General features: G+C 45.3%; 12 protein-coding genes and 2 pseudogenes. 1 reads left to right on the top strand and 13 read right to left on the bottom strand.

Annotation, left to right across the window (positions count from 1 at the left end; all coding sequences use genetic code 11):
• Positions 1 to 352 precede the first annotated feature (352 nt).
• The gene (gene fdhD / locus GFC28_RS02355; protein WP_082063854.1) at positions 353 to 1,138 is read left to right on the top strand and encodes a formate dehydrogenase accessory sulfurtransferase FdhD; all 786 of its coding nucleotides are present in this window, start codon (positions 353 to 355) and stop codon (positions 1,136 to 1,138) included.
• 414 nt (positions 1,139 to 1,552) lie between these two features.
• Here fdhD and GFC28_RS02350 read toward each other — a convergent pair whose 3' ends face one another.
• The 13 genes and pseudogenes from GFC28_RS02350 to GFC28_RS02285 form a co-directional block, all read right to left on the bottom strand.
• Entirely contained in the window at positions 1,553 to 2,308 is a 756-nt protein-coding gene (locus GFC28_RS02350) for a LamB/YcsF family protein (RefSeq protein ID WP_044746457.1), read from the bottom strand.
• Positions 2,283 to 3,275: a 5-oxoprolinase subunit C family protein gene (locus GFC28_RS02345; RefSeq protein WP_044746456.1), complete on the bottom strand. Its 993-nt coding sequence runs from the start codon at positions 3,273 to 3,275 to the stop codon at positions 2,283 to 2,285. The genes GFC28_RS02350 and GFC28_RS02345 overlap by 26 nt, the downstream gene beginning before the upstream one ends.
• Positions 3,256 to 3,957: a 5-oxoprolinase subunit PxpB gene (gene pxpB, locus GFC28_RS02340; protein WP_044746455.1), complete on the bottom strand. Its 702-nt coding sequence runs from the start codon at positions 3,955 to 3,957 to the stop codon at positions 3,256 to 3,258. The genes GFC28_RS02345 and pxpB overlap by 20 nt, the downstream gene beginning before the upstream one ends.
• A complete protein-coding gene (locus GFC28_RS02335) occupies positions 3,957 to 5,489 on the bottom strand; it encodes a bifunctional ADP-dependent NAD(P)H-hydrate dehydratase/NAD(P)H-hydrate epimerase (protein WP_044746454.1) in 1,533 nt (510 codons plus the stop codon). Before GFC28_RS02335 ends, pxpB begins: the two co-directional genes overlap by 1 nt.
• Positions 5,490 to 5,823: 334 nt before the next feature.
• On the bottom strand, positions 5,824 to 6,885 hold the full coding sequence (locus tag GFC28_RS02325) for a C40 family peptidase (RefSeq protein WP_044746452.1): 1,062 nt from the start codon (positions 6,883 to 6,885) through the stop codon (positions 5,824 to 5,826).
• Positions 6,886 to 7,043: 158 nt separating this feature from the next.
• Positions 7,044 to 7,265 carry a hypothetical protein gene (locus tag GFC28_RS02320; RefSeq protein WP_044746451.1) on the bottom strand — a complete coding sequence of 74 codons (222 nt, stop codon included), beginning with the start codon at positions 7,263 to 7,265 and terminating at the stop codon, positions 7,044 to 7,046.
• A gap of 13 nt (positions 7,266 to 7,278) precedes the next feature.
• Positions 7,279 to 7,689 (bottom strand): nucleoside 2-deoxyribosyltransferase, encoded by a 411-nt coding sequence (locus GFC28_RS02315; RefSeq protein ID WP_044746450.1) that lies wholly within the window; start codon positions 7,687 to 7,689, stop codon positions 7,279 to 7,281.
• Positions 7,690 to 7,714: 25 nt separating this feature from the next.
• A complete protein-coding gene (locus GFC28_RS02310; protein WP_044746449.1) occupies positions 7,715 to 8,104 on the bottom strand; it encodes a thiol-disulfide oxidoreductase DCC family protein in 390 nt (129 codons plus the stop codon).
• A gap of 60 nt (positions 8,105 to 8,164) precedes the next feature.
• Positions 8,165 to 8,743 carry a hypothetical protein gene (locus GFC28_RS02305; RefSeq protein ID WP_044746448.1) on the bottom strand — a complete coding sequence of 193 codons (579 nt, stop codon included), beginning with the start codon at positions 8,741 to 8,743 and terminating at the stop codon, positions 8,165 to 8,167.
• Positions 8,744 to 8,760: 17 nt separating this feature from the next.
• Positions 8,761 to 9,288 carry a YdbC family protein gene (locus tag GFC28_RS02300; protein ID WP_052661045.1) on the bottom strand — a complete coding sequence of 176 codons (528 nt, stop codon included), beginning with the start codon at positions 9,286 to 9,288 and terminating at the stop codon, positions 8,761 to 8,763.
• Positions 9,269 to 9,616 (bottom strand): annotated as a pseudogene (locus GFC28_RS02295) (GrpB family protein); the annotation flags it as partial. The pseudogene GFC28_RS02295 and the gene GFC28_RS02300, both read right to left, overlap by 20 nt.
• A 36-nt stretch (positions 9,617 to 9,652) precedes the next feature.
• Positions 9,653 to 10,129: a DUF5680 domain-containing protein gene (locus GFC28_RS02290; RefSeq protein ID WP_044746447.1), complete on the bottom strand. Its 477-nt coding sequence runs from the start codon at positions 10,127 to 10,129 to the stop codon at positions 9,653 to 9,655.
• A gap of 13 nt (positions 10,130 to 10,142) precedes the next feature.
• A pseudogene (locus GFC28_RS02285) lies at positions 10,143 to 11,140 on the bottom strand (IS1595 family transposase).
• Positions 11,141 to 11,178 lie beyond the last annotated feature (38 nt).

Below are 11,178 nucleotides of genomic sequence, written 5' to 3'. Positions count from 1 at the left end.
CATCCCTTCTTATTTCCTCAATCAATATGCAGCTGAGCCTTTGAGCATGATCGATAAAAAGGAGAGGATGAATGGTATAAATCAGCGATCCTGATCCGACTAGTCAAGCAAGAAAAACATCACTTCATTGAATAGAGTAAATCAAAGGAGAGTTCGATGGTTTCGACAGTCGCAGGCAAGTTCTTGACTTGTTTCTCATGCCTGCCCACGGAAGGAAGAAAGATGGGCACATTCCATTGGAGTTCTATCACCACACAAGAGGACATCTCTAAAAGGAAAAGGGTGAAAGATTCACCCGGCTTTATATACGCCTAATAGCTTCGGGGTTATATATGAAAAGAAGGTGAAAAGGGTGAAATCGAATATAACGACTGCCAAGCAAATCTATAAATATATGGAGGGAGAACTTCACGAGCAAGAGGACGCCATTGTTCTTGAACAGCCATTGACCATTATCGTGAATGGAGAGGAGTTTGCCACGCTCGTTTGTTCGCCAGAGCACCTTGATGAGCTTGTTCTCGGCTTCCTTGCTTCTGAAGGAGTGATTCGTTTCCACGATGATATTCACCAATTATCCATTGACGAAGAGCGAGGGTTTGCCTATGTTGATCTGTCCGTACCTCTAGCCCCAGCTTCTTCTTTTTCCAAACGGTTCATCGGCTCATGCTGTGGAAAAAGCCGACAGTTTTATTTATTAAATGATGTAAAAACAGCAAAAACAATTACAACCTCCACACGCATCCGTGTTGAGCAATGCTTCGCTCTTATGAATACATTGCAAAATGAAAGCACGGTTTTTCGCCATACAGGAGGAGTGCATAACGCGGCCTTATGCAATGAAGAAGGGATGATCATCGCCCGCTCTGATATCGGCCGCCACAATGCTCTTGATAAAATTTATGGCTATTGTTTGCGCCATGCGATTCCGATGCGTGACAAGCTCGTCGCTTTCAGTGGCCGCGTATCTTCAGAAGTATTGCTGAAGGTATCGAAAATGGGGGCAGGAATCGTACTTTCAAAATCGGCCCCGACCGATTTAGCGCTACAGCTTGCCGATGACTTGCACATGACCGTTGTCGGCTTTATTCGCGGAACAACCCTCAATATATACACCCATCCGGAGCGGATTATTGTATAACAACCGGCTTCTGTTCGTTTGAAATGAATCTAAAGAAAAAGTTCGGCTGTTACGGCCGAGCTTTTTCTTTGTAACAAATGAATGAAAGCCAAATACTAGCAGCCATAAGAACGGTGTGAAAAAATGGTGTAACGATATCAACAATTCCCCATTCCATCAATTTATAAAAAGTGATGAAACGACGATTGATGAAAGGTGACTTCCATCATGCTCGATGATGCATTGTCCCACCTCTTTCTGAATCCAAACGTTGCTCAAATCTTATAAGTAAAGGAATGGTTTCTATATCCTCCGCCATTCGCTAGCGGCCTTGCCACATCGCTTTTGCGCTTCCTTTGCCGCGAGAATCCGGACGAACGGACAGACAGAAAAATACATTTACCGTGAATGACGCCGGAATATATCACGTTTTCGTTATCCAATCGCTTGGATTTCAATCATTGCACCATGCAACGCTTGAACTAACCGCTTCGCAAACGAAACGGCTTGACTCCCGTCACCGTGAACACACACCGTTTCTGCCACAATCTCCACATCAGTACCTGCAAGCGAACGAACACAGCGTTCGCGCACCATTTTCACCACTTGACGCACCGCATCCTCTTCGTTCGTAATCAAGGCCCGTGGATGACTTCTTGGAGTGAGTGAGCCATCTTCTTGATAGGTCCGGTCGGCAAACACTTCATTTGCCGTTCTCAAACCAAACCGTTTGCCGGCACGAATCAGTTCGCTTCCGCTAAGCCCATATAAAACGAGCGACGAATCCACATCCCGCACCGCTTGAGCGATCGCTTCCGCCAATTCTGCATCTTTCGCCGCCATATTATACAAGGCGCCGTGCGGCTTGACATGAGAAAGCCGGCCTCCTTCCGCCTTGACAAATGCCGACAGCGCTCCAATTTGATAAACAACGTAGGCATACGCCTCCTCAAAAGTGACATGCATATGGCGGCGTCCAAAGCCAAGCAAATCAGGAAAACCAGGATGTGCACCGATCGCCACTCCCTTTTCAAGCGCCATCTGCACAGTTTTCCTCATGACAACCGGATCGCCGGCATGAAATCCGCATGCTATATTAACGGATGTGACATAGTGCAATATTTCGTTTTCGCCAAGCTCATATATACCAAAGCCTTCACCAAAATCACAATTTAAATCGATTTGCGCCATTTATCTCCCTCCATTTTTGGCGGATGATCGCTCTTGAGTACATCATCTCACGCTCGCGCTGGATGTATAATCGCTGCGCTTCCTGCCAAGATGATGGTTGAAAGCGAATGCGATCGCCGGGGCGCGCTTGTGCTAAAATTGGCAAATCGACAGCTAATACTTGAGCGATACGCGGGTAGCCGCCGGTTGTTTGCCGATCCGCCATTAACACAATTGGATCGCCGGACGCGGGCACTTGTACGGTTCCAAACGTCACCGCTTCTGAAACGATCTCTTGGTCCACACTTCTCTGCAACTTTTGACCTCGCAGCCGGTAGCCCATCCGATCAGACTGTGTCGTGACTTCATATACTTCGGTAAAAAAATGTTCAATGCTTTCTTTTGTAAACGTGTGGAAGTCTGGTCCTTCTACGGCACGAATCACTTTTTCTTGACTGTTGATATATTGACGTATAGAAAAAGCGATTCCCCATGAAGGCGGCCATTCTGGCAAACAAGGAGCTGGCCGCAGCGAAAGCTCATCATCTTTTTGCAAAGGGCGGCCATAAAAGCCGCCGATAGCGGCTTTCGTGTAGGTTGAACGGCTATTCATCAGCGGCGGAACATGCAATCCTCCAGAAACAGCGACATATCCCCGATAGCCTATCCGACAGGCGCCAATGGCAAGTATATCGCCCGGCTGTACCATAAACGGCTGCCACAGCGGTACGGACTGATCGTTCAGTTTGCCAGAAAATTCGCCGCCGCAAATAGCGACAACCGTTCCTATTTCAAAACGCAGGGTCGGACCCAGCATGGTTATTTCTAACACGGCTTCATTTGCTTCGTTTCCGACTAAAAAATTAGCAAGGCGGCTCGCAAAATCATCCATAACGCCGCTGACCGGCACACCGTCTTTTTGAACCCCCCATCTCCCCAAATCTTGTACAGTTGTGAAAAAGCCTCCATCAAGAACAAAAATCCCCATTATTTTTCCACATCCTATATTCTTTCTCCGTCATCGGATGAAACTGCACAACATCTCCAGCTTGCAACAAGCTAGGAGGCTGCCGCTCTGCACAGAATAAAGACAGTGGAGTTTTCCCGATAATTTGCCATCCCCCCGGTGTAGCAAGCGGATATACTCCCGTCTGGCGGTCGGCAATACCGACAGATCCCTCTGGGACAAGCAAGCGTGGAACAGCGCGGCGCGGGGTGGCAAGCTGCGATGGCAGCCCTCCCAAATACGCAAATCCTGGAGCAAACCCAATCATATATACTTTATATGTTCCTGCCGAATGAAGACGAATCACCTCTTCCTCCGTTATGCCATGATACTGCGCTACTTCTGGCAAATCAGGTCCGAACTCTCCCCCATAACAAACCGGGATTACCACCGTGCGTCCTGCTACAGCTGAAGCCGCTCTCTCCATTCCTTCCACTTTCTCGCTGATGTCTCGGCTTGCTTGTTCATATGTCCCAAGCACAAGCGGATTGTAATAGACCGTAACCGATGAAAAGGCAGGGACGATATCTATGATCCCTTCCATCGCTTCACAACGGAGCAAACGAGTTAGTTTTTGAACGCGCTCATGTGCTTCGTCGCTGATCTCATTCGAAAAGCGAATCGTCAATGCATTCTCGCTTAATGGAAACATCGTATATCTCATCATTTTTTCCCTTTACATAACGAAGATAGGACGTTTGGAATGGCGCTGATTACATCGGTCGCCAGCACATCGAATGGCGAATGCTTCGTTTTCACTAAAAAATCAGCTGCTTTTCCATGCACCCAAACCGCATTGCTGATCGCCGCTTCAAGCGAACGATGCTGCATCAAAAACGCAAGAAGCATTCCTGTAAGCACATCGCCGCTTCCCCCTTTGGCCAGAGCCGGATTCCCCGTCGTATTGATATACTGCTTTCCATCAGGGGTAGCGACAATCGTATAGGGCCCTTTTAAGACGACGTAGATCCCATAGTCGATGGCCATTTGTCTGCTTACTTGAAATCGGTCATTTTCCACCTCGCGAATCGATAGGCCAAGCATGCGCGCCATTTCTCCTGGATGTGGGGTCACGATCGTGGGGCTTGTTCGTTTTTTCAAAAAACGAGCGTAGTCGTTCCAAAAAAATAAGGCATCGGCATCAAGAACAACCGGCACTTCTTGGGCAAGAGCCGCTTGAACGATCGGTTTCGTTCCTTCCAGCCTTCCCATCCCCGGCCCTATAGCGATGGCATCCATATCCAAATGGATCAAATCGATCTCTCCAGCAAAGCCGCCATTTTTTGCTGAACAAGGATGATACATCGCTTCAAGCACGCCGCTAGCCACCACAGGATAAATCGTTTCAGGAATGGCCAGCGTTAAAAGTCCCGACCCGCTCCGTAAAGCCGCCTTTGCTGCCATCATAACGGCGCCGGTCATCCTTTGAGAGCCCCCAATAATCAATCCCTTACCATGCACTCCTTTATGTGAGGCGCGCTTTCTTTCTGGGAGCGTGCGGATGACGTCCTCTTTCATCCATACTTTACGGAAAGCCGCATGGTGCTCCGATGAACGCGGAGGGATCCCGATATCAACCACTACTAATTCACCGTAATAATCAGCGCTTGGAAATGTATAAGCGCTCAGTTTTGGATATTGTATCGTAATCGTCATATCTGCATAAACAGCCGCTCCTATCTCTCCACCGTCAGCCGGAACACCGCTTGGAACATCAATAGCATATACAACTGCGTCATGATGATGGTTCATCGCATCGATGATTTCTTTATAAGGCGATTGGACCGGCCCTTTCACACCGATTCCGAGCAGCGCATCAATCAAAACGTGATAGCTCAGCATTTGCTGAAAAAATAACGGCTCATTTCCGATAAAGCTTTTCACCTCATAACCGCAATTTTCATAGATTTCAAGCGCTTTTTTGGCTGCTCCTTTTATTCTTTCTTTTGGGGGAATAAGCCATAAATCAACGGTATAGCCCCAGCTTTTCAACACTCTTGCCATAATAAAGCCATCCCCTCCGTTATTGCCCGCACCTGCTAACACAGCAATACGCTGAAACGGAGAAATGCGCTCAAGCAGTACTCTAGCAGCGGCTTGTCCGGCATTTTCCATCAATGCTTCTTCACTGATTCCTATATGCTCGATCGTATAGCGGTCAATGGCATGCATTTCAGCTGCTGTTACCACACGCATGATCGTTCACCCTCCTTCTCCAACGATTCACTATGAAATTCCTCTTCCCCATACGTTGTGAAAATCTCCTCAATAAACATGTTAAATGATTCTCCGTTTAACCGAAAAACCCTTTTGTAAAGCAGACGGGTTTTTCGGTTTGAAATTAAAAAAGCTTCAAGGGCCAACCCTTGAAGCTTCTTCTTTTTATATGAGGTTCTGAGCTGAGATTCTGATACTAGTAAATGCATTTCAAAGCGTTTGACTTTTCTCTTTTATCACTTTTCCATTCATTAATTAGGAGGAAACTTGAAGATAAAACAAAGCCGTTTCAACTAATAAATGTTTAAATAGATTAGTTGAGAACGCGTACAGCCTTTACAAAACGCTCTTGCCAATAGGCCATATTGATTGATACATACGTGACACCTTTTGAAGTGGTGGCATTGAGCATTTGCCCGCCGCCTGCATAAATGCCGACATGGTTGATCGTGCCATTGAAGTCTGTATCAAAGAACAACAGATCTCCTTTTTGAAGCTGGCTGATCGAGATCGGAGTCCCTACTTGCGCCTGCGCCGATGAACTGCGTGGCAGAGCAATTCCTGCTTCACTAAATACTCTCATGGTAAAAGAAGAGCAATCAAACGCATCGGTGCGGGATGGACTAGCACCATATAAATATTTGGCTCCTAAATACTTTTCGCCGATTTGAATAATTTTATCAGCTAAAGAGAGAGTCGTTGGTTTTGTGTTGTTTTGCACCGGATCAGCAGAAACTTTTTCGTTTGAATAAGAGACCTTTTGCGGCTGTTCATTTTTCGCTGTGCTGGAAGACACTGCTTGGTTTTGTTCGGCAACACTGACTGGCTGTCCTGCCACCTTAATGGACTGGCCAGCTCGAATCAGATTAGGATTAGCAATCTGCGGATTTAACGCAAGCAACGAGCGAATGGTGGTTTGAAACTTTGCCGCAATGCCAGAAAGGGTGTCTCCTTCCTTTACGATATAGTAGCCATTCGCAGAGGACGGCGCAGTAGATTGGGCAGATGATGATACCTGTTTTGCTAAATAAACAATTTGACCCTCTCTAATAAAATTCGGATCAGAAATTCCTGGATTCATTTGCAATAATGAATCTACCGTTATATGAAATTGATTAGCAATCTCGCTCAATGTATCGCCTTTTTTCACTACATATGTATCTTCTTTCTCACTCACTTTTAATGTTTGGCCAGGAAAAATAAGATCAGAAGTTAAACCGTTCATTTGCATTAATGTTTCAACCGTCGTATGATACTGGTTCGATATGTTCCAAAGCGTATCGCCTTTTTGAACTGTGTAACTGCTAGCAAAAGCTGTTTGTCCTGCTAATAAAGACGTGATCAGTGTCCCTGTAAAAATCGCCGTTTTTTTCATGTTGCTCCTCCCGATGTATTGATAGTCTCCGTTTTCTACGAACATGGATCATTATATTAAAAGAAAATGGCGAATCAATGACAAAAAGAATAAAAAGCAGTTACAAATCTATTACGATTCCATTACAAGCCTTTTGTCTTTGATTCTCCCTAATTCTATCAATCGCCTATCTCCTTTGCCGGAATATCGCCGAAAACTCTATTTTCATACGGCGATCGCTGGAACACTTGATGCAAAACAAACAGAAAAATGTCGACCCTCCGTTCGAGAAAAGTAATGGATGGACTGGCGATTTCGATCGTGATCGTTTCTATAAATAAAACGAAACTTCGGGAAGCGCCGGCCGTCATTCGCTCGTGAATCACGCTCCAATTTTTCATGAAATGCTAGCCGTCAGAATGCTCCCCCTTCATTCGTTTCTTCATGAAAAATGAGCCGCTCCAAAAAACAATCAAATGCACCAACCAATTTTTGGACTTCAGGAAGATGATAAAATGTTGCTGTTGTTTCCGAATGATAGATGTCTTCATCAGCTGAATACATATAAACGCGCTTGCCTGATGCAAGCGCAATGCCTAATTCAACATGGCTCCCCTTCCTGGCCGGAAGCGACATAATAAAAAAATCGGCCGCCATCACCTCTCGCACCTCTTTTTGCCCTATTTGTGAAAGCTGTTCAATGGCTGTCGGACGCTCGTTTTTTGTCCAATCATATGTCTGTGTAAAACCGTTTACGATCAATCTCCGGGCGCAGAGGCGAACCACTTCTTTATTAGCGAAGCTTGAGGCAATATAAAATTTCATTGATTCCTCCCTTATCCATGTATCCTTATGGCAAAAATCGCCTTCGCACGTCCTCTGTTGGAATCAAACACTGATCGGTCGTCCCAAACCATTGATAACGGTTTTTGGCGATCCAATCGTAGAGAAGATCGCGAAGCGGACGTGGAATAAGAACGAATACATATAGACACTTCCACCATCCGCGCAAATGCTTGCATATCTTTAACGCCGCGCTTGACTTCGTATAATAAGTGTTTCCGTCAATCAATATCAAGCTATCAATCTGGCTAGGCACTCGATCGTCTTCCAATAGCGCTTGTCCCACTTCGCTCTGCAATGAGGCAAACCGAAAATAAGCGTGCGGGTCTCTTTCAATAATCAATCGAACGCTTGCATGGCAAAAGCTGCAAGCGCCATCAAACAGAATGATTTTCATTTCATCCCCTCTCCAATGCTTGATGCACCAGCATATAGATTCCCCTAAAAGGCAGCATTTTCATCGATCTTCTGTTGAGGCACGATCCAGATTAAACAATTTAACAAACAAAACAAAGACAAAAAGAAAAAAAATGACTCCGCCCCATACCATCCCACCGGAATGGTAACGCCAAGAGGTTTTTATATAGCGTTCCGCCATATGCAAGAACGGTTCAGGAATCGGTTCGCTGCGCTTTTCCGCATATGATAAATGCCGAACCGTCCATCTTCCTAAAGCAGGCTCCCACCCTCTTTTCCCTTGCTTCAGCCATACTTCAACCACATCACCAACCGCGACACTTAATGGAACGCTCCCCAGTTCATCCTGTATCCACGAGGGCCTATAGACATAATATACGATCACTTCGGAAAAGGATTGCTCTTGGGGAGCTTTGATCAGCTGCTTGACTGACAGTGCCATGCGACGAATTTGTGACGGATGATCGGTCTCTTTTGTTTGATCTTGGTATAACCGATCCGAGATGACGACGCCGATCAGGTGTACCGGAGCTTTTTCCTTCGCTTTCGTTATTTCACTAGGTGCAGGAGAAGCACAAATGCGCGCCGGAAAAAGCAGCAGGCACAACCCAAAAATCAAAAGCCCTCTTCTTCACTTCATGTTTCTTCCCCCTCCATAAAACGAAACGTAGTCCATGACTCTTCAATTGCCACGGTCGTCCCATCACTATCCGTCAGCGGCATAGCAGGGACGATAAGCAAGCGACGATGATCATGCAAATGCTGAAACGAAATAAATTCTTTTGCACTCCACGAACCGGACAATGGTTCGCAGCGCTCCCATACATGCAGCGCATTGCTTTTACCCAGCATTTCCATGATAGAAAAAGTATCGTCATTGGGGGATGCTTTCATATACAAGTCAACCGCAAGGCGATGATAGGTGCCACGCTGGTTGTTTTTCGCCATGATTCCATCGTGATCCCGCTTCATAAATGCCTCGTAGGCAGATTGATTTTCCCAGAACGAAAAAATATAGGCCTCGTTCGCATCGTTTACATTCCAGCCACCTATTTGCTGGAGAAAGCCGGAAATCGCCTTTAATTCCTGCCATTGCTCTTGTGCGAACGAAAACCTCCGCTTTTGCTCCGGAAAGACACCGCATTTAATCCGTTTCAGCAGCACTCGATTCCCCCTTTCTCCGCTTGCGATACCATGCCAGCGCTTCTTGTTCCGCTTTTTTGATAAATGGATCCTTTCCTTCTGTGTACGATCCAATATCCAAAGGGAATTGTTGCGCTAGCATTTGTTTCAGCTTACTATATTCCTTAGCTTGATCGGAGTGAGCGACCATATATTCTTTAAACGCCAAATGCCGCTCGATATGTTCGCTCCCCTTTTGAAACACATGAACGTGATGCGTCCGCTCTTCTCCTCCTTTGCGAAAAAATCTCCGCTTCGCAATCCCGTGTTCCTCCAATGCTTCATAACCAAGCTCAGCCATTTGCTTAGGCTCTTTTCGTAAATATTGTTGCTTTTTTAAGCGAGATTATCGAATAAACCCGCCGTTATACCGTAACTCATATACCTTTTGACCATCAACGAGAATGGTTTCATTGCCATAAAAATCGTCCAGAGTGCCGTAATACTCGTTTTCGTAGATGCAGTTATTTTGTTCGTAGCGGTTTGGACCACGATATAGTGATTTATGATCGACCAATCTTAGTGCTTGACGCAGAAACTCATATATAGGAGCAATTTGCTCCCAAGAGGCATTTGGAACAAGGACACCGCCTGAATAAACCATTGACCATATCGGGCGATTTTCATATTCAACTGTCTCTTGACCAATAAAGAATGAGGAACCAAAATAAATATCTCGATAGAAGTAATTGCCACTACGGTATTCGAGTTGTTTTGAACCGCTCAATAATGGTTGAACGGATGCATCATCTCCTTGTGAGGCGTAAGTTCTTTTCTTGGCTTCTACGAGAAAATCAGTAAATGACTCTAAATGTAATGACATAGTGATACCTCCGTTAAGATGCTGTTTTGAATAAGCGAACAGGCGTAAAATTGGCTTTCTTACAAGCGTCCAGCACTATTGCTCGCTTTCTCAATTGCTTGTCGAGGTGCTTATGCAACTCCAAAAAGCGGAACCATATCAAGTTTGTTGCAACACCATTAAACCGCTCAATCCACTTCTTTAAGCGTTGATGAAAAGCATTGACGTGTTGGATATGATAAACGCCTTTTTTGACGTATTTGCCTTTATTAGCATTGATAATTTCGTGAGGAATACCCTTCTGTTTGGCAAACGCCTTGTAGTTAGTAGCAGAATCGGTGCAAAGAATAATCTCTTCATCAAGACACTTACCTAATACTTGGTCGATTTCATCAGCCGTAATGCGTCCCCGTCCTGCCATCTTGGACAGAATATTTCCGTTACGGTCTTGTGCGACCACGACACTGATTTGCTCTTTGCTGATGCCCCGTTTCTTGGCTTTACCGCCACGCTTACGAGGCTTACGATGAGTAATTTGTTTCTTGCCCTTTTCGCTTTCTAAGAAGTTTCATCGCTTTCAATGATACCTTTCAGCGTCGAGAAACCAAGCGAACGTAATGCATTTAGAATCTTGTGTCGCCAATAGAAAGCGGTGGAGATGTGAATCACCAGTTCCTCTGCAATTTTGGGCAAAGTCATGCCATCAATCATCATTTGAAAGTATTTCAGCCACTTGTGCGGATAGTAAGTACCTGAAATCGGGCTTGCGGTCATGTCGTTAAACGACTTGCAGCAATCTTTACACAAATACCGCTGACGAGAACGGTACTTTCCGTTACGTTTAATACTGATGCTACCACAATGAACACGCGCCAAACCGCCATTGAAGCGTACTTCCCGAATATCACCTACCATTTCGGAAATATCTTCCTTAAGTTCAGGAAACAGCGTATCTTTGATAGCTTGAAACAATTGAAGTTGTTCAGATTTCGGCAAATCATTGAAAATTCCATAAACAGCCTTCCAATCCATTGCCTGGGCACTCATTACAAACAAATGTTCTGTTTTTA

This window comes from Anoxybacillus sp. B2M1 (genome assembly GCF_001634265.1).
Classification (GTDB): domain Bacteria; phylum Bacillota; class Bacilli; order Bacillales; family Anoxybacillaceae; genus Anoxybacteroides; species Anoxybacteroides rupiense.
The sequence above is the reverse complement of the archived record's forward strand: the minus strand, read 5'-3'. Positions and strand labels throughout refer to the sequence as shown.

Excerpts from the sequence above, each read along its gene's own strand:
- GFC28_RS02310 (WP_044746449.1), bottom strand. The coding sequence starts at position 8,104 with ATGAAAATCATTCTGTTTGATGGCGCTTGCAGCTTTTGCCATGCAAGC.
- GFC28_RS02315 (WP_044746450.1), bottom strand. The coding sequence starts at position 7,689 with ATGAAATTTTATATTGCCTCAAGCTTCGCTAATAAAGAAGTGGTTCGC.
- GFC28_RS02345 (WP_044746456.1), bottom strand. The coding sequence starts at position 3,275 with ATGGGGATTTTTGTTCTTGATGGAGGCTTTTTCACAACTGTACAAGAT.
- GFC28_RS02290 (WP_044746447.1), bottom strand. The coding sequence starts at position 10,129 with ATGTCATTACATTTAGAGTCATTTACTGATTTTCTCGTAGAAGCCAAG.
- GFC28_RS02320 (WP_044746451.1), bottom strand. The coding sequence starts at position 7,265 with ATGAAAAATTGGAGCGTGATTCACGAGCGAATGACGGCCGGCGCTTCC.
- GFC28_RS02325 (WP_044746452.1), bottom strand. The coding sequence starts at position 6,885 with ATGAAAAAAACGGCGATTTTTACAGGGACACTGATCACGTCTTTATTA.
- GFC28_RS02350 (WP_044746457.1), bottom strand. The coding sequence starts at position 2,308 with ATGGCGCAAATCGATTTAAATTGTGATTTTGGTGAAGGCTTTGGTATA.
- pxpB (WP_044746455.1), bottom strand. The coding sequence starts at position 3,957 with ATGAGATATACGATGTTTCCATTAAGCGAGAATGCATTGACGATTCGC.
- GFC28_RS02335 (WP_044746454.1), bottom strand. The coding sequence starts at position 5,489 with ATGCGTGTGGTAACAGCAGCTGAAATGCATGCCATTGACCGCTATACG.